Origin of the sequence: Dactylosporangium sp. NPDC051541 (genome assembly GCF_044454505.1) — a bacterium.
Lineage (GTDB): Bacteria > Actinomycetota > Actinomycetes > Mycobacteriales > Micromonosporaceae > Dactylosporangium.
Window position 1 is genome coordinate 152,091 of sequence record NZ_JBITDU010000002.1, and the last position, 21,722, is coordinate 173,812.

Consider the following 21,722-nt stretch of genomic DNA (forward strand, 5'->3'; position numbering starts at 1 on the left):
CATGAAGATCGCGGTCCTCGGCCTCGCCCTGGCGCTGGCGGTGTACGCCGCCTTCCCGCTGGCCGAGGCCCGTGCCTGGGGATGGCTCGCGGTGCTCGTCGTGGTGACAGCGTTGATCTTCGCGATCTACCTGTCCAAGCGGGCCATCCCCTTGAAGTACCTCGTGCCGGGCGTGCTGTTCCTCCTGGCGTTCCAGGTCGTCCCGGTGCTCTACACCGTCGCCACCGCGTTCACCAACTACGGCGACGGGCACCGGGGCAGCAAGCAGGACGCCGTCACGGCCATCCAGTCGGCGTCGGTGCAGCAGGTGCCCGGCTCGGTCGAATACGCGCTTTCCGTTGCCCTGGATGACGGAGGACTCAAGTTTCTCCTGGTCTCGGGCGATGGCAAGGCGTTCGTCGGAGACCTCTCCGGATTGCGACCCCTCGACAAAGCCGACATTGCGGGCGGCCGAATTACAAAAGCCGACGGTTATCAGCTGCTGAGCCTGGGCGAGGCCACCCAGCGCAACGACGAGATCCTGGCGTTCACGGTGCCGACGTCCGGCGGTGCGATCCGGGCCAGCGGCCTGACCCGGGCCTACACCGGCCAGGCCACCCGCTTCTACGACGCCGGCTGCGACTGCATCACCGATCGCGCCACCGGCCGGACATGGACAGCCGACGAGGACACCGGCGCGTTCGTCGCCGACGACGGCGAGCACCTCGCGCAAGGCTGGAAGGTCAACGTCGGCCTCAGCAACTTCGCCCGGGTGGTCACCGACTCGCGGATCGCCGGGCCGTTCCTGAAGACCCTCGTGTGGAACCTGGCGTTCGCGGTCGGGTCCGTCCTGGTCACCTTCGCGCTCGGCCTCGCCTGCGCGCTCGCGCTCAACGCGAAGATGCGCGGGCGGAGTTGGTACCGTGTGCTGCTGGTCCTGCCCTATGCGATGCCCTCGTTCGCCATGCTCCTGGTGTGGCGGGACCTGTTCAACCAGGACTTCGGCCTCATCAACCGGATCACCGGGCTGCACGTCGACTGGTTCGGCTCGCCGTGGACGGCCAGGGCCGCCGTGATCCTGGTGCAGCTCTGGCTCGGCTACCCCTACATGTTCCTCGTCGCCACCGGTGCCCTGCAGGCCATCCCGCGGGAGATGCAGGAGGCGGCCCAGATCGACGGGGCCACGGCGGTGCAGCGCTTCCGCCGGGTCACCCTGCCGCTGCTGCTGGTCGCGCTCACCCCGCTGCTCATCTCGTCGTTCGCGTTCAACTTCAACAACTTCAACGCCATCTACCTGACCACCGACGGCGCGCCGTTCCCGGCCGGCAACTCCAGCATCGGCGCCACCGACCTGCTCATCACCTACACCTACCGGCTCGCGTTCGGCGGCTCCGGCGCCCAGCTCGGCTTCGCCGCGGCCATCTCGGTGTACATCTTCGCCATCGTCGCGCTCATCTCGGTCGTCGGCTTCCGCCGCAGCCGCAAGCAGGAAGAGGTGTACACATGAGCCGGACCGGCTGGCGGCACGCCGTAGGACTGCTCGCCGTCGCCTTCTCCCTGTTCCCGATCGTCTTCGTGATCTCCGCCGCCCTCAACCCCCTCGGCTCGCTGAGCTCGACCGAGCTCGTCCCGCGGGCCGCGGGGCTCGGCAACTTCGCCGACCTGTTCTCGAAGACGGCGTTCCCGCACTGGTACCTCAACTCCATCCTCATCGCCGGCGTCGCCGCCGCGGTCGGGGTGTTCCTGTCCATCCTGTCGGCCTACGCGTTCTCCCGGATGCGGTTCACGGGCCGCCGGGCCGGACTCGTCTCACTGCTGCTCATCCAGATGTTCCCGCAGTTCCTGGCGGTCGTCACGATCTATCTGATCTTCGCGGCGGTCGGCGACTACTACCCGGCGATCGGGCTCGACCGGCCCTGGGGGCTGATGCTGCTGTACCTCGGCGGCGCTCTGGGGGTCAACACCTGGCTCATGAAGGGCTTTCTGGACACCGTCCCCAAGGAGCTGGACGAGTCGGCGGTCGTCGACGGGGCCACGCACGCGCAGATCTTCTTCCGGGTGACGCTGCCGCTGGTCGCGCCGATCCTGGCCGTCACCGGCCTGCTCAGCTTCATCGGCACCATCAACGAGGTGCTCCTGGCGAACGTGTTCCTGCACAGCGACGACGCGAAGACCCTCGCCGTCGGCCTCTACGGCCTCGTCGCCGAGCAGCGCAACGCCAACTTCGGGATGTTCTGCGCGGGTTCACTGCTCACGGCGGTGCCGACGGTCATCGTCTTTCAGGTGCTGCAGCGGTACATCGTGTCCGGGCTCACCACCGGGGCGGTGAAGGGGTGAGCACGCATCACGACGGCTCCGCCCTGTATGTGCCGGACCAGAACCCGCGCCTGGGCTCCAATGTGGACGTGTGGCTGCGGACCGCGCTCGCGGTCAAGACGGTCTTCGTCCGGTCCATCGAGGACGGTGAGCCGCGCTACACCGCGGCCGTGCGTGAGCGGCGCGGGGACGAACTGTGGTGGCGGGCGAGCGTGCTGGTGCGCAACCCCGTCACCCGCTACCGCTTCCTGGTCGACGGCGACTGGTACAACGTCCTCGGCCGGTTCGGTCACGACGTGCCCGACGACACCGACTTCCGGCTCGTCGCCCACGCGGGGCCGGCGCCGTGGACCCGCGAGGCGATCGTCTACCAGATCTTCCCCGACCGCTTCGCCCGCTCCGCCACCGCCCCGGCGACCCCGGACTGGGCGGTCCGCTGCGAATGGGACGAGCCGGTCGCCGGCCGCGGCCGCGACGCCTCGAGGCAGTGGTACGGCGGCGACCTCGACGGCATCGCCCGCCGCCTCGACCACATCCAGGACCTCGGCGCCGACACCGTCTACCTGACCCCGTTCTTCCCGGCCCGCTCCAACCACCGCTACGACGCCGTCGCCTTCGACCGGGTCGACCCGCTCCTCGGCGGCGACCGGGCCCTGCGCCGGCTCTCCGACGCCCTGCACACCCGCGGGATGCGGCTCGTCGGCGACCTCACCACCAACCACACCGGCATCGAACACCCGTGGTTCGACGAGCCCGACCTGTACTACATGACCGGCGACGGCGGCTACGAGTCCTGGCTCGGCGTGCCGTCGCTGCCGAAGCTCAACTGGCACTCGGCGCGGCTGCGGGCCCGGTTCGTCACCGACACCGACTCGATCGTGCGCAGGTGGCTGCGGTACCTCGACGGCTGGCGCATCGACGTCGCCAACATGACCGGCCGCCGGGCCGCCGACGACCTGACCCTCGAGGTGGCCCGCCTGGTCGCCGACGCGGTCCGCTCGGCCCGGCCCGACGCCCTCCTGATCGCCGAGCACGCCCACGGTGCCGGGGCCGACCTCGACGCCGGCGGCTGGCCGGGGACCATGAATTACGCCGGCTTCACCCGGCCGCTGTGGAGCTGGCTGCGCGGCGACGAACTCGGGCTGCCGGACTTTCTGGGGGTACCCGGGCCGGTGCCGCGCCGGGACGGGCACGCGACGGTCGCCACCGTGCGGGCGATGATGGCGACGATGTCGTGGCGGTCCTGGACCCACTCCTGGAACCTGCTGGGCAGCCACGACACCGCCCGCATCCGCACGGTGGTCGGCTCGCTGGAGCGCCTCGAGGTCGCGGCCGGCCTCCTGGCCACGCTGCCCGGGGTGCCGATGGTGTTCGCCGGCGACGAGCTCGGCCTGACGGGGTCCAACGGTGAGGAGTCGCGCACCCCGATGCCTTGGCGTTCTTCCAAACAGCTGCTGCCGTGGTACTCCCGGTTGCTCGCACTTCGCCGTAAGCACCCGGCCCTTCGCGGCGGTGGCCTCCGCTTCGCGCACGTGGACGCGGACGCGATCGCCTTCTGGCGGGAGACCCACGACGAGCGTCTGCTGATCCTGGCCCGGCGCGCCTCCGGCGTACCCGTGCCACTGGCGGTTGCGGAGGCCACGAACCTGTACGGCGGCGCGGCCTGGACCGGTGCCCTGCCGAGCGACGGACCGACATTCCAGATCTGGTCGGTCCCCGCGTAGCCGTTTCCTGTCGTACCCCTGTACTAAGGTTCCGGGCATGGAAGAGGTCGCGTTCTATGCCCGGCAGACCCCGGTCACGGTGTTGACCAAGGTGCCTGATCTTCCCGCCGACCCGGCCGCCCTGGCGAAGATCGTCGGCGGCGTCCTGATCCACCGCGACTGGGCCTGGAAGTTCGGGGTCAAGTTGTCCGAGGAGCGCCGGGACGAGGCTAACCTGCGGTTCGTCCGGGCCATCCTCACGCGTCTGGGCAGCAGCTTCGGGCCGCGCCCGCCCGAGCAGCGGGTGGCCGGCACGTGCCGCGACTTCGCGGTGCTCCTGGTCGCGCTGCTGCGGGCGGCCGGGGTGCCGGCCCGGGCCCGGGCCGGGTTCGCCGGATACTTCACCGACGGCTTCTTCGACGACCACTGGGTGGCCGAGGTGTGGTCCGAGGACCGCGGCTGGTATCTCGTCGACGCCCAGGTCGCCGGCGGTGAGCCGGGCATCTACGGCACCGGGGACCTCGACCCGTTCGACGTGCCCCGCGACGCGTTCCTGGTCGGGGGACAGGCGTGGCGGGAGTGCCGGTCGGGGGCCCGCGACCCGAAGACGGTGGGGACGAGCGCGGCGAACCTGACCGGGCTGTGGGAGGTGCAGGGCAACGTCGTGCGCGACCTGGCCGCGCTGACCGGCGTCGAGGTGCTGCCGTGGGACAACTGGGGGCTGATCCCGATCCACTACGACGACCTGCCGGAGGTGGACCGGTCGCTGCTCGATCGCGTCGCGGCGGTGAGCGCGGCGGGAGGGCCCCGGCTGCTGGCCCAGGAGGCCCTCCTGCTGGATCCGCGGCTGCCGGTGCCGCCCGAGCTCATCGCGCCACCGGCCTGAGCCGTCGAGCTCAGCCGGTCGCCGGGGTGAGCTCGGTGTCGGCCGGCTCGAAGTGCTCGCGCCGCTCGCTCGCCGGGGTCTCGTCGCGGCGGTGGCGGGGGATGAGCAGGGCCACCGCGACGGACACCGCCGCGACCGCGGCCAGGGCGATGAACGCCGACGTGTAGGCCGACTCCGTGGGCAGGCCGTCGGCGCGCAGATCGCTGGTGACGATGGAGCTGACGACGGCGGTGCCGATCGAGGCGCCGATGGTGCGGATGTTGGCGTTCATGCCGCTCGCCGCGCCGGTCTGGGCCTGCGGGACGGCGTGGACGATGAGGGCGGTCATGGAGGAGTACGCGAGGCCGATGCCGACACCGAAGACCGCGGCGGCCGTGGCGACCTCCCACGGGTGGCGGTGGGCCAGGGCGAACGCGGCCGTGGACAGCGTCGCCAGGAGGGAGCCGGCGACGACCTGGGCCCGGCTGCTGAACCAGCGGGCGATCGGGCCGCTGAGCATGCCCGCCACCGCCATCGTGGCCAGCATCGGGACCATGAGCAGGCCGGCCTGGCCGACCGTGGAGCCGAAGCCGTAGCCGGTCGAGCGGGGGATCTGCATGAACTGCGGCAGGAACGCGTAGACGCCGAACATGCCGGCGCCGAAGAGCAGGGCGACGATGTTGGTGGTCCACACGGCGGGCCGGCGCATCATCCGCATGTCGATGAGCGGGTTGCCGGAGCGCACCTCGACCGTGACCCAGGCGGCGGCGAGGACGACGGCCGCGGCCAGCAGGGCGATGGTGCGCGGGGCGGCCCAGCCCCAGGCGTTGCCCTTGCTCAGCGGCAGCAGCAGGGCGACCAGCCAGGCCGAGAGCAGCACCGCGGCCGGCCAGCTGACCCGGCCGCGGGTCCGCGACGGCGACGGCGGGACGAACCGCCACGCCAGCAGGCCGGTCACGACGACCACGCCGAGCGGGATCCAGAACAGCCAGCGCCAGTTCAGCGCGGCGACGACCGGGCCGGCCAGGACGATGCCGAGGCCGCCGCCGAGGGCGATGACCGCGGACATGGCGCCGACGGCCGACACGACCCGGCCGGGCGGGAACTCGTCGCGGATGATGCCGAACGACAGCGGGAACAGCGCGCCGCCCAGGCCCTGGATGACGCGGGCCACGATCAGCACGGTGATGTTCGGTGCCAGCGCGGCGAGCAGGCAGCCGGCGGCGATGGCGGCCAGCGCGGCCAGGAGTGTGCGCTCCTTGCCGATCATGTCGCCGATGCGGCCCATGAGGGGCGTGGCGACGGACGCGGCGAGCAGCCACGCGGTCAGCACCCACGTCACGGTGCCGGCGGACGTGTGCAGGTCCCGCTGCATGACCGGCAGCACCGGGCTGACCAGCGACTGCAGCATGGAGAACGCCGCCGTCGACGCGGCCAGGACGGCGAACGTCAGCCGGTACGACAACCGAGAAACTTGAGGCATGCCTCCACAATACCGGAGGCTTGCCTCCGGTCCACCCGTTTCACCGTGACGCGCGTCGCATCGGTTTACTACGGGGGCACGCTCCGGAGTGCGACCCCCGACCAGTGAAGGAACCCGCATGTCTGAGCACCGCCCGGTCCTGCTCGCCATGGACTTCCAGGAGGTCATCGTCGGCCGCGGCAACGGCGGCGCCGCCCTGGCCAACGTCAACCGCGCCATCGCGGCCGCCCGCGCCGCCGGCGTCCCGGTGATGTTCGTGCGGGTGGCGTTCCGCCCCGGCTACCCGGAGGTGTCGGCGAACAACGCCGTCTTCGGCCGGATCGGCGCCGCCGGCGACGGCATGACGCAGGACAGCCCGGCCACGCAGCTGCACGCCGACCTGGACGTGCGCCCCGGCGACCCGGTGATCCTCAAGCGCCGGGTGAGCGCCTTCAGCGGCAGCGACCTGGACGTCCTGCTCCGCGGCGCCGGCGCCGACGCGCTCATCCTGGCCGGCCTGTCGACCAGCGGCGTGGTGCTGTCGACGCTCCGCCAGGCCGCCGACCTCGACTACGCCCTGACCGTCCTGTCCGACGCCTGCGCCGACGCGGACGAGGAGGTCCACCGGGTCCTCACCGAGCGGGTCTTCCCCCGCCAGGCCACGGTGACGACGGCCGACGACTGGATCAGGACCCTGGCGTGATCCGCTAACCGCCGCCCGCGGCGTTCGCCGAAGCCGACCCGCCGGACGTCCACCCGCTCCCGCCGCCGCCCGGGGGCGGGTCGATCCAGACCTCGACCCGGCGCACCTCGACGCCGGCGACCGTCTCCCGCAGCCAGCCCTCGAGGTCGCCGGCCGCGATCGACCGCCGCGCCGAACACACGGACGGTGCGGCCCAGGCGGTGCCGTCGACGGCGCGCACGGTGACACCCAGCGGCCCGGTCCGCCCGTCCGGCCGGATCCGGTGCTCGACGACCTCGATGGCCGCGATGTCGGCGTGCGGCCGCCGCTCGGCCCGCAACGGCCGGACGAGGCGCACCCACCCCGGCCCGAACTCGATCCGGATCAGCCCGCCGCGCTTGGGCAGCGGCGCGAACCGCACGGCCAGGACGGCCCACACGACCACCGGGACGACGGCGAGCCAGGACGGCACGGTGTCGAACAGGGCGGCGACGACGGCCGCCCCGCACAACGCCACCGCCAGCGTGGCGGCCGTGGCGAAGAGGGCCGCGATGCCGATGAGTAGCGCCGCCTCACCGATGAGGTGCGGCGCCGACCGCCCGGCCGGCACGAGCGCGAACGACACCACATCCCCGTCCCGCCGCACACCGTCCGGTGCCATGACTTCGACCGTAGACGATGGGAACCACCGCGCTCCCGCCCGCGTCAGAGTGGGCGTGACGAGACGCGGACTGGTGGCGGTACTGGTGGGTGCGCTGATGCTGGGCGGCTGCGCGCGGGGTGTCGCGTCCCCGCCGGCGGGTTCCTCGGCGGGTTCTCCGGCGGTTGCGGAGGCCTCGTCGGCGGCCGACTGGCCCGCGGGGGTGAAGGAGGCCGAGGTCTACACGGCGGTGCTGCACCGATACCTCGGCACCCGCGACGAGAACTCGATCTCGGCGAACGGCTTCGCCACGACCTATGTGCTGGCCCAGGCGATCAGCGGCGAGCCGCTGCCGGACAACGCGAAGTACCAGATCACCACCGCCATGTCCGACGTGACCACCGTCCGCTTCGTCGCCACCCGCGAGGAGGTGGTCGTGACCAGCGACGGCTGCCCCCACACCCCGCCGGGCACGATCCTGGTCACCCTGGGCACCATCGACGGCGATGACAACACCGTGCAGGTGAAGGTGTACGGCTTCGTGGCCTGCCTGGGCGCGACCTGGCTGACCTACGTCCTGCGCAACAGCGAAGGCCCCGGCTGGACGGTGACCGGCACCACCGGCGAACGCGCCATCGCCTGACACCCCGCCCGCCCCCTCGGGCGTAGGCTCACCGCCCGGGATCCATCTGAGTCGATGAGGGGTGCGCGGAATGGACCGGGACGAGCTGACGCAGCTGTTCTACGGCACGGCCGCGCTCCCTCCACCGTGGGCCACGGACTGCCCGGTCCGGTTCGACGTCTGGTGGGCACTTGCCCAGCCGACGCAGTGGAAACTCGACCACCGCGTCGATGTCATCCTCACCATTCACGAAGACCACGGCGTGCGCGGCGTGTTCGAGCAGCTCCAGCAGGCCGACCTCGATGCTGCCCGCCCGGTGGCCGTCGGCGGATTCGTCGTGGTGTCGGTGACTCTGCAGCAGTTGGTACAGCTCGTGATGCCGATGACCAACCTCGCCGGCCTGATCGACCGGGCCGTGAGAATGGCCGATGACGAACTGCGCGTCTCGGTGGATCGGTCGGCCGGTTCTCCGGAGCCGCAGCGTCCGGGCCGGCGGCGCGGCATCGGATTCGCCGAGGAGGACTACCGGGACGACGAGGGCCGCTCGCGCGAGTATGACCAGCGGCTCGCCTGGTTCCTGCGGCTACTGCGGGCGGTGGCGCGCTCGGCCGACAGTACCGGCGACGACGTCGGCTTCGTCGTCGAGGCGCTTCGGGGAACCGTTGCGGCGGCAGAGCGGCCGCGCCCATCGTTCGGCAACGATCGGCGACTGCGGCACCCGGTTGCTTCCGTGACGATCAACCGGCGGGCCGGGGCGGCGGTGAGCCGTTCGCGGGCGACGGTCAAGGCCGACGCGGCCGAGCAGGTGTTCGCCGTCGACTGCGGCAACATCGGCTGGGCGGTTGTCGACAGCGGCATCGATCGTGAGCATCCCGCCTTCTTGGAATGGACCCGCCCGTGGGGCGACGAGTACGAAGCGGTCGGCAACCGGGTGCTGCGGGCCTTCGACTTCTCCGCCGCGCGGGACGCACTGGCTCAGCAGACTACAGCGAGAGGCGTCGTGAACTGGGGCGACGCTCTGCCGTTCGTCGAACTGGCCCTCGAGCTCGATCGGCCCGGCGGGCGCCTGACATCGCCGCGCGTGCAGTATCGGACACCAGGGGACCCGCACGGGACGCATGTGGCCGGGGTGCTCGGAGGGCACTGGCCACCGCAGGAGCTGCGCGGGGTCTGCCCGAACATCAAGTTGTACGACTTTCGGGTGCTGGGCGATGACGGCAACGGCGACGAGTTCGCCGTGCTGGCGGCGCTGCAGGCGATCCGATATATCAACGAGCAGGCCGGGCGGCTGGTCATCGCCGGAGTGAACCTCAGTCTGTCGGTGCCGCACGACGTCGCAACGTACGCGTGCGGATGGACGCCCGTCTGCCAGGAAGCCGAGCGGCTCGTCCGATCCGGGGTCGTGGTCGTCGCTGCGGCCGGCAACGCCGGGTTCGGAGATCTGGTGCGGACGAACGGTGCTGGATACAACCCGACCAGTATCTCCGATCCCGGCAACGCTGACGCCGTCATCACCGTCGGGTCGACGCACCGGTCGAACCCGCACCGGCATGGGGTCAGCTACTTCTCGGGGCGCGGGCCGACGGCGGACGGGCGGGCCAAGCCGGACCTCATCGCGCCAGGTGAGGACATCGACGGGCCGATCCCGGGCGCGGAGATCATGGCGATGCACGGCACGAGCCAGGCCGCGGCGCACGTCAGCGGGGCGGCGGCGATGTTGATGGCCCGGCACCGGGAGCTGATCGGGCGGCCGGAAAGGATCAAGGAGGTGCTCTGCGCGACTGCCACTGATCTCCGGCGCGAACGGGCGTTCCAGGGCAGCGGTGTCGTCGACGTCCTGCGCGCAATGCAGTCGATCTGATCGGAGGCGGGGATGCTGACCTTCGAGTTCCTTCCGGCCGGGCCCGGTGACGCCTGCCTGATCCGATGGGACGGGCACGCGATCCTGGTCGACGGCGGTCCGCACAGCACATATGCGCGGGCGATCAAAGGGCGAGTGAAGCGGCTCGACGCGGTGTGCGTGACCCACGTCGACGATGATCACGTCGGCGGCGTGCTGGCGATGCTGTCCGAGTTGCGCCGGGAGCGCGAGGCTCACCTCGATCCGAGCATCGTCGTTGAGCGCCTGTGGTTCAACCACGCGGCTGAGGTACTCAACGCACCGGCCGATGCGGTGCAGGGCGCGAGCTTCGCCCAGGGTGGGCGGCTGCGGACGCTGGCCACAGCGCTCGGTATCAGGCGCAACGAGCCGTTCGGCGACCTGATCCAGGTGGGGGACCGCGCCCGCTTCCACGGGCTCGACATCACCGTGGTAGCGCCAGGTCCGGCGGCGCTGCAGGCGCTCGCCGCGAAATGGCAGCGGCAGGACCCGTTGGTCGCGGCGGCGGCGGTCAAGGACCACAGCGTGCCCAACCTGTCGAGCGTCGCGCTGCACGTCACCGATGGCACCTCCAGTGCACTCCTCACCGGCGACGCGCGGGCCGACCATCTGCTTGAGGGCTTGGCGGCCTGCGGCTTCGACCGTCCGCACGTGAACGTGTTGAAGCTGCCCCACCACGGCAGTGCCAAGAACGTCACGGCCGAGTTCTTCGAGTGGGTCACGGCCGACCGGTACGTGATCTCGACCGACGGGACGAAGCACGGGCATCCCGACGACGAGACGCTGCGGCTGCTCGTGGGGGCGCGGCCGGCCGGCGCGCGGTACTCGGTCGAGTTCACGCATCCGATCGCGGCGGCGGAGCGGAGGCTGGCCGAGCTCCGGAGAGAGCTGAAAGCGGCTGGCTGAAATTGTTCAGATTTACGGGATTCGTTTAGCGGACAGCAATCTTTGTGTGAGGTTGGGCTGGAGAGCGCTCTCTTCCATTGCAGAGTGCAAAGTGAGGGCGGAGCTGAGCTGGGGGGATGGGGTCGCACTTGCATGTGCGACATCGCTTTGCGAACGCAACTTGCGACACAGCGCTACCGGGACATCGGTCACCAGGTCAGGTCGCCATGAGCCGAGTGTCTGAAACATGTGACGAAACGTGTGCGGGGCGATCATCTTGTGTCAGGCTCTGGCGCGTTCCACATGTTTTCACCGCGGAGGCCGGCTTGACCAGCAACCTTGACGTCGCGCTCAAGAGCGCGATGAACATCGACGGCGCCATCGCCGTCGCGCTCGTCGACTACACCAGCGGCATGACCCTCGGCACGCTCGGCGGGGGGCCCGACTTCGACATCACCGTGGCTGCGGCCGGCAACACGGACGTCGTGCGGGCCAAGCTCCGGACCATCGAGATGCTCGGGCTGCCGGACCGGGTCGAGGATATCCTCATCACCCTGGACCACCAGTACCACATCATCCGTCCCCTCGGCTCCATCGGCGGCCGGGGCCTCTTCCTCTACCTCGCCCTGGTGAAGCAGCGCGCCAACCTCGCGCTCGCCCGCCACCAGCTGCGCGGTATCGAAGAGAGCCTCGAACTGTGACCTACTTCGGCACTGCGACACCCCCCGCCGCGGACGGGCTCCCGTCCCGCCGCAGCGGTGGGGAGCAGGGCTGGTCGCCGGCGCCGAAGTTCGGCACCACGATCGATCCGATGGCCGCCGCACTCGCGGCGGTCCGCTCGGAGCTCGCGGACCTGCGCCTGCGGGTGCCGGGCGTGCGGGGAGCGGCCGTCGGCGGGGTCGACGGCCTGCTCATCACCCACGACCTGCCGCCCGGGCTGCAGCCGGCCGACCTGGCGGCGCTGGCCGCGACCACCTTCGGCCTGGGCCGCCAGACGGCCATGGTGCTGGGGCAGAGCCCGTTCCGCGACGCCACGCTGCGCAGCGAGGGCGGATACTTCACGGTGTACGCCGTCGACGCCAACACCCTGCTCTCGGTGCTCGGCGACGACGGCATCAACGTGGCCCGCCTGCACCTCGAGGCCCGCCCGGCCGTGGCCCGCCTCGCCGCGCTCCTGCCGCAATAAAGACCACACACGGCGGATTGGCTCCGGCGCGGCCCGCCCGGGCCGGGGAATGATCAGGCCGTGAACTTCGACGATCTCAGCACACCGCTCGTCGCCGACGCCTGTGTGCGCGCCGGCATCGCACCGCGGATCGCGCCCGCCGGCGTCCGGCCCGTCATACCCGGGACGCGCCTGGCCGGACGGGTGCTTCCGGCCCGCCACTACGGCAGCGTCGACGTGTTCCTCGAGGCCTACGGCGCGGCCCGGGACGGTGACGTGCTCGTCGTCGACAACGGCGGGCGCACCGACGAGGCCTGCGTCGGCGATCTGACCGTGCTCGAGGCGGCCGCGGCCGGGGTCGCCGGGCTCGTCGTCTGGGGCCTGCACCGCGACACCGCGGAGCTGCGCGAGATCGGGCGGCCCGTCTTCAGCTACGGCGCCCTGCCGCTCGGGCCGCCGCGGGTCGACGAGCGCGAGCCGGAGGCCCTGCTCAGCGCCCGGTTCGGGCCGCACACGGTCACCGCCGACGACTTCGTCCTGGCCGACGACGACGGCGTGATCTTCCTGGCCGCACAGCACCTGGACGTGCTGGAGCAGGCCCGGGTGATCAGGGAGACCGAACGGGAGCAGGCCCGCCGGATCGCGGCGGGGGAGACGCTGCGGCAGCAGACGGCGTTCGCGGACTTCCTGGCCCGGCGCGCGGGCGACCCGCAGTACACCTTCCGGAAGCATTTGCGCATTGTCGGTGGCGCCATCGAGGAGTAAGCGCAGGGCCAGACGTAGGGTCGGCGTCGTTGACGGGGAAGTTCGTCGATGTGAGGGTGCGAATCACATTGACGGGCGGCTACGCGCGCAGCCAAGAACCGCGCGCGTACCCCAACGAAGGGAACCCCCATGCGCATGAGACGGACACTCGGGGTCGGCGCGGCCATCCTCGCCGTCGCCGCGAGCGTCGTCACCGGCCCGGCCGCCCCCGCCCAGGCGCTCGCGGCCACCGGCCTGGGCTCGACGATCGCGCTGAACAACTGCTCGGGCTCGCTGGTGCGGTGGTCGCAGTCGGTCGACTCGGACCGGGCGCTGCTGCTCACCAACGGCCACTGCTACGAGAACGGGTTCATCCCGGCGGGCCAGGTGTACACGAACCGGACGAGCAGCCGGACCGGCACGCTGCTCAACGACGCCGGCACCGCCCTGGGCACGGTCCGGGCCGACAAGCTCATCTACGGCACCATGACCGGCACGGACGTGTCGCTGTACCAGCTCACCGACACCTACGCGCAGATCAAGTCCAAGTACAGCAACACCACCGCGCTCACCGTGGCCGCCACCCGTCCGGCCGACGGCACCGCGATGACGATCCCGTCGAGCTACTGGAAGCAGGTCTGGACCTGCACCATCAACGGGTTCGTGCCCACGCTCAAAGAGGACACGTGGACGTGGAAGGACTCGATCCGGTACGACACCGGCTGCCAGACCACCCACGGCACCTCGGGCTCGCCGATCGTGCGCACCTCGGACCGGGCCGTCATCGGCATCAACAACACCGGCAACGACGACGGGCAGAGCTGCACGCTCAACAACCCGTGCGAGGTCGACGCCAACGGCAACGTGACCGTCCACCAGGGACAGTCGTACGGCCAGCAGACGTACTGGTTCACGACGTGCCTGAACGCGTCGCGGGCCATCGACCTGACCGTCGCCGGCTGCAAGCTGACGGGGGCCACCGCGCCCGGCAACACGGTCACGGTCACCAACCCGGGCGCGCAGACGGCCACCGTCGGCACGGCGAAGTCGCTGGCGATCACGGCGACGGACTCGGCCTCGGGCCAGACCCTGACCTACTCGGCGACCGGCCTGCCCTCGGGTCTGAGCATCAACAGCAGCACCGGCCTCATTTCCGGTACTCCCACAACCGCGCAGACCACGACGAGCACCGTGACCGCCACGGACACCACCGGCGCGACCGGCAGCACGTCGTTCACGTGGACCGTGTCGGGCACCGGCGGCGGCACCTGCAGCGGCCAGAAGCTCACGAACGGCGGCTTCGAGTCCGGCGCGACCGGCTGGAGCGGCACGACCGGCTCGATCGGCCAGTGGGCGTCGCAGGGTGAGGCCGCGCACGGCGGGACGTTCAGCTCCTGGCTGCTCGGCTACGGCTCGACGCACTCGGAGAACGTCTCGCAGGCGGTCACCATCCCGGCCGGCTGCGCGGCGACGCTGACGTTCTGGGTGCACATCGACACGGCCGAGACGACGACGTCGACGGCGTACGACAAGCTGACCGTCACGGCCGGCTCGACGACCCTGGCCACCCTGTCGAACCTGAACAAGGCCACCGGCTACGTGCAGAAGAGCTACAGCCTGAGCGCGTTCGCGGGCCAGACGGTCACGCTCAAGTGGAGCGGCACCGAGGACTCCTCGCTGCAGACGTCGTTCGTCATCGACGACGCCGCCGTCACCGTGAGCTGACGAAGCCGGGTGGGGGCCGGCACCCGGACCGGCCCCCACCCTCGGCCTGACGGCCGCGGTCCTGCTGCGTAGGTGCGACGGTCAGGTGCGCGTGCTCCACTTCTGGTTGGCGCCGTTGAGGCACTGCCAGAGCTGGACCTTCGTGCCGTTGGCGGTGCCGAAGGCGCTCGCGTCCAGGCACAGCCCCGACTGCACGCCGGTGATCGAGCCGTCGCTGTTGATGTTCCACTGCTGATTCGTCTGGCCGTTGCAGTCCCAGATGATCGCCGCGGTGCCGTTGGTCGTGCCCCGCCCGCTGGCGTCCAGGCATTTGCTGCCGTACACCTGCAGCTGTTTGCCTGTGGTGTAGGTCCACCGCTGCGACGACGCGCCCGTGCAGTCGTAGAGCTGCGTCTGGGTGCCGTTGGTGGTCGTGCCGCCGGGCACGTCGAGGCATCGGCCGGACTGACCACCGACGATCTGCACCCCCGGCTGGCCTCCGGTGGTGGCGGGAGTGAGATAGACGGCGAACGCGTCATGCGATGCCTGGAACGTGAGTGGCACGGTGACGGCACCGCCGGAGACGGCCATCGTCTGGTCGAGCACCACCTGCGGTGCGCTGAGCGCCGCCTGATCGGGGATCCGGTCGACGACGACGTGGACGCTGCCGTTGCCGGCCAGCCAGCTGTTGGCGGAGACGCCGTTGAACGTCACCGTCGTGCCGCCGGTGTAGCCGTTGCTGTCGCCGATGATCGCGACGGCCCGGCGGTTGCCGCTGTCGATCGCGGCGGAGATCGCGGTGCTGCCGACCTGCCCGGAGGTGTTGACCAGGGTTCCGGTCATGTCGGCGTAGGCGCGCATCGCCCACCAGTTGCCGCTGGCGTTCCAGGCTCCGTTGCTCTGGGTCAGCAGGCCGGTCAGGTTGGGCGTCATGCAGCACACCCAGTTGCCGCGCATCGCGTTGGTGTAGCCGGACTGGGCGAATCGCGCCAGGTACCAGGCGGTGACGCCGGCGGTCTGCCGGTCGGCGGGCTGGTACTCGTTGGCGGACAGCGGCCGGGCGGCGATCCCGGCGGACGACAGCTGGTTGTTGAGGGCCTGCGCCACCGTCACCGGGTCGTCCACGTCACCCTCGTCGTGGTTGGTGATCCAGTCCGGGACCGTGCCCGCGGCCTTGACGTGGTTCAGGAACGTGCTCCACTGCGCCGGCCGGGCCTGCGGCGTGTACGCGAACGACGGGCCGACGATCTTCGCACTCGGCGCGACCTTGCGCAGTTCCCGGTACGCGGTGTCCCACATCTGGAAGTACTGGGTGCTGTTGACCCCGGCCTTCCAGAAGACGGAGATGTCCGGCTCGTTGTCGATGTCGTACGCGAACGGCAGGCCGCTGGCCTGCAGCGCGGTGACGGTGGTGTCGATGAACGTCGCCCAGTTGGCGCAGTTGCCGTTGTCGCACGGGTACACGGTGTTCGACGGCTGGCCGGCGTTGAGCCCGTACAGGTCGCTCAGCAGCACCTGGTACTGCGGATGATCGCCGACCTGGTTGAGCCGCCGGGCCTGCGCGATGATGGAGGTGATGTCGGCCTGGGTCGCCGAGCCGAACTGGTAGTTGTCCTTGATCCAGCCGCCGGAGAACCAGCCGCCGCCGCGGAAGGCGTTGAGCTTGAGCGGCTGGATGAACTGGTCCGCCGGTTGCGAGCCGTCCTGGTTGATGCCATACAGGATCCCGGCACCGACCAGCGTGGATGTTCCCCGGCTGGAGGCCAGGTCGACGCTGAGCGCCGCGCCGGCGGCCCGGCTCTCCCCGGCCGGCCCGAGCGGGACGGCGGCCGCCAGGATCAGGCCGATCACGATCGAGGCTCTCCCGAGCCGGCTCCGTGTTCGTTCGGACTGCATCGGTGTCTCCTTCCGGGCGTCGCCCTCGGCTTCGGCCGGGCCCGACGGGCCTGTCGAATCGATTCGTGGACACCGTAGAGAGCCACCGGCGTCGATGTCAACGGACAGATGCCACAGACGCCAGGACGCGCTGTTCAGCCAGGCCGTACAGCGCATTGCGTCTCGGGCAGTCCATGCCGCGCCCGCGCCAATGTCTGCGAATCGGTTCGCAACCGCGCCGGAAACTTTCATCGTGCTCGGCCGGGCCGCGGCGGGTGGCGCCTGACGCGCGCGGTGGGGCCGGCCACCCGGAGCCGGCCCCACCGACGCTCACGAGTCCTGGGTCTTGCCCGTGGTGACGCGGGCGATGATCAGGGCGACCAGGATGATCAAGCCGTACACCGCCTGAATCCACTGCGCGGAGACGCCGGCGAGGGTCAGGATGTTGGTGATCAGGCCGAGGACGAGGACCCCGCACAGCGCCCCGAACAGGGTGCCCTTGCCGCCGTTCATGCTGACGCCGCCGATGACCGCGGCCGCGAAGACCTGGAAGATCATGCCGTTGCCCTGGGCCGAGGCGATCGAGCCCAGCCGGCCCGTCATGAGCAGGCCGGCCAGCGCCGCGAGGAGACCGGCGACCATGAACACCGCGTACATGACCCGGTCGGTGCGGATGCCGGCGGCCCGGGCGGCGTCGACGTTGCCGCCGATGGCGTAGACCGCACGGCCGTGGCGGAACCAGCCGAGGAACGCGATGCCGGCCGCGAACAGGACCGCGCAGATCCAGATCGACAGCGGCAGGCCGAGCCAGGCGGTGTTGCCCAGGTACATCACCGACGGGGGCAGGTCGAACAGGCTCTGGCCGCCGGTGACGCCGATCTGCACCCCGCGGACGGTGATGAGCATGCCGAGCGTCACGATGAACGCCGACAGCCCGAACCGCAGGATCAGCAGCCCGTTGACGGCGCCGATGGCCACGCCCACGAGCAGGCAGATCGGCACCGCGAGGGCCGGGGACCACTCGGTGCCGAGACCGTGGCTCGCGGCCGGGATGACCAGCGCGACGCCGAGTGCGGGGGCCAGGCCGACGGTCGACTCGAGGGACAGGTCGAACCGGCCGCCGATCAGGATCAGCGTCTCGGCGAGGACCAGCAGGGACAGCTCGGTCTGCTGCTGCAGGACATTGACCAGGTTGTTGTGCGACAGGAACACCGGGTCGATCAGCGCGCCCACGATGAGCAGCACGATGATGGCCGGGACCAGGGTGAGGTCGCGCAGCCGGGCGAGGCGCGGGGCCGACAGCCGGCGGCCCGGTGACTCGATGGTGGTCATGCGGCGATCCCTTCCACGGCGGCGACCACGTCGGTGTCGCTCCAGCCGGCCGGCAGTTCGGCCGTGACCCGGCCGTGGAACATGACGAGGACGCGGTCGCAGTGGCGCAGGTCGTCGAGCTCGTCGGAGACCATGAGCACGCCGGTGCCCGCGTCGGCGGCCGCGCGGACGGCGCCGAGCAGCGACTCCTTCGAGCGCACGTCGACGCCGGCGGTCGGGTTGATGAGCACCAGGACCTTGGGTTCGGCGGCGAGCGCCCGGGCCAGGACGACCTTCTGCGCGTTGCCGCCCGAGAGGCTGGCGACCGGTGCGTCCGGACTTTCGGTGCGGATGTCGTAGCGCCTGATGAACTCCTCCGCCACGCCCGTGCGCCGCGACGGGACGACGGCGCCGAGGGGGCCGAGCCGGTCGGCGATCGGCAGGGTGGCGTTCTCGGCCACGGACAGCAGCGGGATGAGCCCCTCGCGGTGCCGGTCCTGCGGCACGAGGCCGATCCCGGCCTTGAGCGCGTTGGGCACGCCCGGCCGGACCGCGGACCCGTCGACCGACACGGTGCCGGCGGTGGCCTTCCGCAGCCCGCCGACCGTCTCGGCGAGGGAGACCTTGCCACTGCTGCCGGAGCCGGTCACCCCGACGATCTCGCCCGCACCGACCTCCAGCGTCAGCGGTTCGAAGGCATCCGCGAGCGCGAGGCCGTCGAGCCGCAGTACCGATGCCGCCGCCTGGAACTGCCGGGGCGCGGTCGACGTCAGGCCGGCCGCTTCACCGGTCATGGCGGCCACCAGCTCGTCGTGCGAGATCGAAGCGACGGGCGCGGTCAGGACCCGGCGGGCGTCGCGCAGGACGGTGACGGTGTCGCACACGGAGTACACCTCCTGCAGGTGGTGCGAGATGAACAGCATCGTCACGCCGGCCTCGCTCAGCGACGTGAGCCGGGCGAACAGCCGCTCGATCGCGGTCGCGTCGAGGCGGGCGGTGGGCTCGTCGAGGATGATGAACCGGGCCCCCTGTGACAGGGCGCGGGCGATCTCGACCAGCTGCCGCTGTTCGACGCCGAGGTCGCCGGCGAGCGAGCGGGGGTCGACGTCGACGGCGTACTCGTCGAGCAGCGCCGCGGCCCGGCGGCGCAGCGCCGGCCAGCGGATGACGGTGCCCTGGCGGTTGAGGAACAGGTTCTCGGCCACGGTCAGCGTCGGGATGATGGTGGAGCGCTGGAAGACGCAGGCGACCCGGGCCCGCCAGGCGCCGCGGTCGGCGACCGGCGGGGCGGGCTCGCCGCCGAAGCGGATCTCGCCGGCGTCGGGCTTGTGCAGGCCGGTGAGCAGCGAGACGAGCGTGGACTTGCCGGCGCCGTTGCGGCCGACGAGCGCGTGCGTCTCGCCCGGCGCGATCCGCATCGACACCTCGGACAGCGCCGTGGTGGCGCCGAAGCGTTTGGTCACTCCGGCGGCCACCACGGCAGCGGTTTCGACGGTCATTACTTCCCGATCTGGTTGCCCCACAGGGCCTTGTCGTCGACGTTGTCCTTGGTCACCAGCGGGGCCGGGAGCTGGTCCTCGAGGACCCCGGCGCGGACCTGCACGATCGTGCTGTCGTGGTCGGTCGGGCCCGGCTGGAACGTCTTGCCGTCGACGGCGGCCTTGGCGTAGAAGAGGGCGTACTTCGCGTAGAGGTCGGCCGGCTGCGAGACCGTCGCGTCGATCTCGCCCTTGCGGATCGCGTCGAACTCCTGCGGGATGCCGTCGTTGGACACGATGAAGACGTGCTTGGGGTCGGTCGCCGGCACCAGGAGGTTCTTGGAGCGCAGCAGCTGCAGCGTCGGGGCCAGGAAGACGCCGCCGGCCTGCATGTAGATGCCGTTGATGTCCGGGTGCTGGGCCAGGCGGGTCTGCAGGGCGGCCGAGGCCTTCGCCCCTTCCCAGTCGGTCGGCTCGGCGAAGACGGTGATCCCGGGGTACTGCTGCTGCATGCAGGCGGCGAACGCGTCGGACCGGTCGCGCCCGTTCACCGAGGACAGCGCACCTTGAAACTCGACGACCTTGCCCTTGCCATTGAGCTTCTGGCCCAGAAACTCGCAGGCCTTCTGGCCGTACGCCTTGTTGTCCGCGCGCACCACCATGAACACGTTGCCCTTGTCGGGCCGGGTGTCGACGGTGACCACGGGGATCTTCTTCTGCTCCAGGGTGGTGAGGGTGGTGGCGATCGCGCCCGTGTCCTGCGGTGCCATCACGATGGCCTTGGCGCCCTGGCTCGTCAAGGCCTGGGTGTTGGCGACCAGCTTGGCGATGTCGTTCTGGGAGTTCGTCGGCGTCATCAGGTTGAGGCCGGTCTCCTTGGCGTACTGCGGGATGTACTTCGCGTAGGAGTTCCAGAAGTCGGAGTCGGCCCGGGGCAGGTCGACCGCGATCGGCGGGTTGCCGGTGCCGGTGTCGCCGCTGGACGACGGGGAGTCGCCGCAGGCGGCGAGGGACACGAGGAGGGTGGCGGCGATGAGAGGCGGGAGCATTCTCATGACGGGGTCTCGTTCCAGATAGGGCCGTCGGGGTAGGCGTACTGTTCGCGGCTTTCGGGCCGCATGGTGGAGCTGAACCCGGGCGCGGTCGGCGCCAGATAGCGGCCGGCGCGTATGCGGACCGGGTCCACGAAGTGCTCGTGCAGGTGGTCGACGTACTCGATCACGCGGTTGTGCGTGCTGCGGGACACGGCGACGTAGTCGAACATCGACAGGTGCTGCACCAGCTCGCACAGCCCGACGCCGCCCGCGTGCGGGCAGACCGGGATGCCGAACTTGGCCGCCAGCAACAGGATCGCGACGTTCTCGTTCACCCCGGCGACGCGGGCGGCGTCGAGCTGGACGAACGAGACCGCGTTGAGCTGCAGCAGCTGCTTGAACACGACCCGGTTCTGGACGTGCTCGCCGGTGGCGACCGGGATCGGGGCGATGCGCCGGGCGATCTCGGCGTGGCCGACGACGTCGTCGGGTGAGGTGGGCTCCTCGACCCACCAGGGGTGGAACGGGGCCAGGGCCCGCACCCACTCGACGGCGGTGCCGACGTCCCAGCGCTGGTTGGCGTCGACGGCGATGCGCACGTGCGGCCCGCAGACCTCCCGGGCGATGCGCATCCGCCGCAGGTCGTCGCCGAGGTCGGCGCCGACCTTGAGCTTGATCTGGGTGAACCCGGCGGCGATGGCCTCCTGGCAGAGCCGGGTCAGTTTGGCGTCGTCGTAGCCGAGCCAGCCGGGGGAGGTGGCGTAGCCGGGGTAGCCGTCGGCGAGCAGGGTGGCGATCCGCTCCTCGCGGCCCTCGGCGCCGGGCTTCAGGATCGCCAGTGCTTCGGCCGGGGTGAGCGCATCGGTGAGGTACCGGAAGTCGACGAGGTCGACGAGCTCTTCCGGCGACATGGCGGACAGCAACTGCCAGAGCGGGAGGCCGGCCCGTTTGGCCTTGAGGTCCCACAGGGCGTTGACGACGGCCGAGATGGCCATGTGCATGACGCCCTTCTCGGGGCCGAGCCAGCGCAGCTGGGAGTCGTGGACCAGCTCCCGCCACAGGCCGCCGAGGTCGTCGAGCACGCCGCCGGTCGGCCGTCCGACGAGATACGGCCGCAGGGCGAGGATCGCGGCGGTCTGGACCTCGTTGCCGCGGCCGATCGTGAACGCGAACCCGTGGCCTTCGTGGCCGTCGGCAGCGTCGGTGCGCAGCACCACGTAGGCGGCCGAGTAGTCGGGGTCCGGGTTCATGGCGTCGGAGCCGTCGAGCTGGCGCGACGTGGGGAACCGCACGTCGTAGGTGTCGAAAGACGTGAACCGATCGCTCATACATCGGATGTTTAGCAGGTGTCGCCCGGCGCTGGCAAGGCTTTGTTCCG

At 70.9% G+C, this 21,722-nt stretch carries 19 protein-coding genes; 12 read left to right on the plus strand and 7 right to left on the minus strand.

The window, feature by feature from the left end; genetic code table 11:
• The first annotated feature begins 1 nt into the window (after position 1).
• The 4 genes from ACIA8L_RS08810 to ACIA8L_RS08825 are packed head-to-tail and all read left to right on the plus strand — an operon-like array spanning position 2 to position 4,884.
• A complete protein-coding gene (locus tag ACIA8L_RS08810) occupies positions 2-1,486 on the plus strand; it encodes an ABC transporter permease subunit (protein WP_395902068.1) in 1,485 nt (494 codons plus the stop codon).
• Positions 1,483-2,316, plus strand: coding sequence for a sugar ABC transporter permease (locus tag ACIA8L_RS08815; protein ID WP_395902070.1), 834 nt, complete (start codon positions 1,483-1,485; stop codon positions 2,314-2,316). Before ACIA8L_RS08810 ends, ACIA8L_RS08815 begins: the two co-directional genes overlap by 4 nt.
• Positions 2,313-4,019 (plus strand): glycoside hydrolase family 13 protein, encoded by a 1,707-nt coding sequence (locus ACIA8L_RS08820; RefSeq protein WP_395902072.1) that lies wholly within the window; start codon positions 2,313-2,315, stop codon positions 4,017-4,019. Before ACIA8L_RS08815 ends, ACIA8L_RS08820 begins: the two co-directional genes overlap by 4 nt.
• A 37-nt stretch (positions 4,020-4,056) precedes the next feature.
• A complete protein-coding gene (locus ACIA8L_RS08825) occupies positions 4,057-4,884 on the plus strand; it encodes a transglutaminase-like domain-containing protein (protein WP_395902074.1) in 828 nt (275 codons plus the stop codon).
• Between the two features lie 10 nt (positions 4,885-4,894).
• On the opposite strand, the gene ACIA8L_RS08830 is transcribed toward ACIA8L_RS08825, so the two are convergent.
• Positions 4,895-6,346 carry an MFS transporter gene (locus ACIA8L_RS08830; protein WP_395902076.1) on the minus strand — a complete coding sequence of 484 codons (1,452 nt, stop codon included), beginning with the start codon at positions 6,344-6,346 and terminating at the stop codon, positions 4,895-4,897.
• Positions 6,347-6,464: 118 nt separating this feature from the next.
• Between ACIA8L_RS08830 and ACIA8L_RS08835 the strand changes: the two genes are divergently transcribed.
• Positions 6,465-7,028, plus strand: coding sequence for a cysteine hydrolase family protein (locus tag ACIA8L_RS08835; protein ID WP_395902078.1), 564 nt, complete (start codon positions 6,465-6,467; stop codon positions 7,026-7,028).
• A 4-nt stretch (positions 7,029-7,032) separates the two neighbouring features.
• Here ACIA8L_RS08835 and ACIA8L_RS08840 read toward each other — a convergent pair whose 3' ends face one another.
• A complete protein-coding gene (locus ACIA8L_RS08840) occupies positions 7,033-7,668 on the minus strand; it encodes a hypothetical protein (RefSeq protein ID WP_395902080.1) in 636 nt (211 codons plus the stop codon).
• A gap of 55 nt (positions 7,669-7,723) precedes the next feature.
• Here ACIA8L_RS08840 and ACIA8L_RS08845 point away from each other — a divergent pair, with 55 nt between their 5' ends.
• The 7 genes from ACIA8L_RS08845 (at position 7,724) to ACIA8L_RS08875 (ending at position 14,667) form a co-directional block, all read left to right on the plus strand.
• On the plus strand, positions 7,724-8,290 hold the full coding sequence (locus tag ACIA8L_RS08845) for a hypothetical protein (protein ID WP_395902081.1): 567 nt from the start codon (positions 7,724-7,726) through the stop codon (positions 8,288-8,290).
• Between the two features lie 70 nt (positions 8,291-8,360).
• Positions 8,361-10,130: a S8 family serine peptidase gene (locus ACIA8L_RS08850; protein WP_395902083.1), complete on the plus strand. Its 1,770-nt coding sequence runs from the start codon at positions 8,361-8,363 to the stop codon at positions 10,128-10,130.
• Positions 10,131-10,142: 12 nt separating this feature from the next.
• The gene (locus ACIA8L_RS08855) at positions 10,143-11,054 is read left to right on the plus strand and encodes a ComEC/Rec2 family competence protein (RefSeq protein ID WP_395902085.1); all 912 of its coding nucleotides are present in this window, start codon (positions 10,143-10,145) and stop codon (positions 11,052-11,054) included.
• Positions 11,055-11,395: 341 nt separating this feature from the next.
• The gene (locus ACIA8L_RS08860) at positions 11,396-11,734 is read left to right on the plus strand and encodes a hypothetical protein (protein ID WP_395904161.1); all 339 of its coding nucleotides are present in this window, start codon (positions 11,396-11,398) and stop codon (positions 11,732-11,734) included.
• Positions 11,731-12,219, plus strand: coding sequence for a roadblock/LC7 domain-containing protein (locus ACIA8L_RS08865; protein ID WP_395902087.1), 489 nt, complete (start codon positions 11,731-11,733; stop codon positions 12,217-12,219). The genes ACIA8L_RS08860 and ACIA8L_RS08865 overlap by 4 nt, the downstream gene beginning before the upstream one ends.
• A gap of 60 nt (positions 12,220-12,279) precedes the next feature.
• Positions 12,280-12,963 (plus strand): RraA family protein, encoded by a 684-nt coding sequence (locus ACIA8L_RS08870; protein ID WP_395902089.1) that lies wholly within the window; start codon positions 12,280-12,282, stop codon positions 12,961-12,963.
• Positions 12,964-13,098: 135 nt separating this feature from the next.
• Positions 13,099-14,667 carry a putative Ig domain-containing protein gene (locus ACIA8L_RS08875; protein ID WP_395902091.1) on the plus strand — a complete coding sequence of 523 codons (1,569 nt, stop codon included), beginning with the start codon at positions 13,099-13,101 and terminating at the stop codon, positions 14,665-14,667.
• A gap of 81 nt (positions 14,668-14,748) precedes the next feature.
• Here the strand turns inward: ACIA8L_RS08875 and ACIA8L_RS08880 are convergent, their stop codons facing one another.
• The 5 genes from ACIA8L_RS08880 to ACIA8L_RS08900 all read right to left on the minus strand — a co-directional run bounded on the left by ACIA8L_RS08880 (position 14,749) and on the right by ACIA8L_RS08900 (position 21,672).
• Positions 14,749-16,542 (minus strand): RICIN domain-containing protein, encoded by a 1,794-nt coding sequence (locus ACIA8L_RS08880; RefSeq protein ID WP_395902093.1) that lies wholly within the window; start codon positions 16,540-16,542, stop codon positions 14,749-14,751.
• A 309-nt stretch (positions 16,543-16,851) separates the two neighbouring features.
• On the minus strand, positions 16,852-17,853 hold the full coding sequence (locus tag ACIA8L_RS08885; protein ID WP_395902095.1) for an ABC transporter permease: 1,002 nt from the start codon (positions 17,851-17,853) through the stop codon (positions 16,852-16,854).
• On the minus strand, positions 17,850-19,331 hold the full coding sequence (locus ACIA8L_RS08890; RefSeq protein ID WP_395902096.1) for a sugar ABC transporter ATP-binding protein: 1,482 nt from the start codon (positions 19,329-19,331) through the stop codon (positions 17,850-17,852). The genes ACIA8L_RS08885 and ACIA8L_RS08890 overlap by 4 nt, the downstream gene beginning before the upstream one ends.
• Positions 19,331-20,365 carry a sugar ABC transporter substrate-binding protein gene (locus tag ACIA8L_RS08895; RefSeq protein WP_395902097.1) on the minus strand — a complete coding sequence of 345 codons (1,035 nt, stop codon included), beginning with the start codon at positions 20,363-20,365 and terminating at the stop codon, positions 19,331-19,333. The genes ACIA8L_RS08890 and ACIA8L_RS08895 overlap by 1 nt, the downstream gene beginning before the upstream one ends.
• Positions 20,362-21,672: an L-fuconate dehydratase gene (locus ACIA8L_RS08900; protein WP_395902098.1), complete on the minus strand. Its 1,311-nt coding sequence runs from the start codon at positions 21,670-21,672 to the stop codon at positions 20,362-20,364. Before ACIA8L_RS08900 ends, ACIA8L_RS08895 begins: the two co-directional genes overlap by 4 nt.
• Between the last annotated feature and the right edge of the window lie 50 nt (positions 21,673-21,722).

What these genes read in the sequence shown, in the direction of transcription:
- ACIA8L_RS08810 (WP_395902068.1), top strand. Translation starts at nt 2, where the DNA reads ATGAAGATCGCGGTCCTCGGCCTCGCCCTGGCGCTGGCGGTGTACGCC.
- ACIA8L_RS08815 (WP_395902070.1), top strand. Translation starts at nt 1,483, where the DNA reads ATGAGCCGGACCGGCTGGCGGCACGCCGTAGGACTGCTCGCCGTCGCC.
- ACIA8L_RS08825 (WP_395902074.1), top strand. Translation starts at nt 4,057, where the DNA reads ATGGAAGAGGTCGCGTTCTATGCCCGGCAGACCCCGGTCACGGTGTTG.
- ACIA8L_RS08830 (WP_395902076.1), bottom strand. Translation starts at nt 6,346, where the DNA reads ATGCCTCAAGTTTCTCGGTTGTCGTACCGGCTGACGTTCGCCGTCCTG.
- ACIA8L_RS08835 (WP_395902078.1), top strand. Translation starts at nt 6,465, where the DNA reads ATGTCTGAGCACCGCCCGGTCCTGCTCGCCATGGACTTCCAGGAGGTC.
- ACIA8L_RS08840 (WP_395902080.1), bottom strand. Translation starts at nt 7,668, where the DNA reads ATGGCACCGGACGGTGTGCGGCGGGACGGGGATGTGGTGTCGTTCGCG.
- ACIA8L_RS08850 (WP_395902083.1), top strand. Translation starts at nt 8,361, where the DNA reads ATGGACCGGGACGAGCTGACGCAGCTGTTCTACGGCACGGCCGCGCTC.
- ACIA8L_RS08855 (WP_395902085.1), top strand. Translation starts at nt 10,143, where the DNA reads ATGCTGACCTTCGAGTTCCTTCCGGCCGGGCCCGGTGACGCCTGCCTG.
- ACIA8L_RS08860 (WP_395904161.1), top strand. Translation starts at nt 11,396, where the DNA reads ATGAACATCGACGGCGCCATCGCCGTCGCGCTCGTCGACTACACCAGC.
- ACIA8L_RS08875 (WP_395902091.1), top strand. Translation starts at nt 13,099, where the DNA reads ATGAGACGGACACTCGGGGTCGGCGCGGCCATCCTCGCCGTCGCCGCG.
- ACIA8L_RS08880 (WP_395902093.1), bottom strand. Translation starts at nt 16,542, where the DNA reads ATGCAGTCCGAACGAACACGGAGCCGGCTCGGGAGAGCCTCGATCGTG.
- ACIA8L_RS08885 (WP_395902095.1), bottom strand. Translation starts at nt 17,853, where the DNA reads ATGACCACCATCGAGTCACCGGGCCGCCGGCTGTCGGCCCCGCGCCTC.
- ACIA8L_RS08890 (WP_395902096.1), bottom strand. Translation starts at nt 19,331, where the DNA reads ATGACCGTCGAAACCGCTGCCGTGGTGGCCGCCGGAGTGACCAAACGC.
- ACIA8L_RS08895 (WP_395902097.1), bottom strand. Translation starts at nt 20,365, where the DNA reads ATGAGAATGCTCCCGCCTCTCATCGCCGCCACCCTCCTCGTGTCCCTC.
- ACIA8L_RS08900 (WP_395902098.1), bottom strand. Translation starts at nt 21,672, where the DNA reads ATGAGCGATCGGTTCACGTCTTTCGACACCTACGACGTGCGGTTCCCC.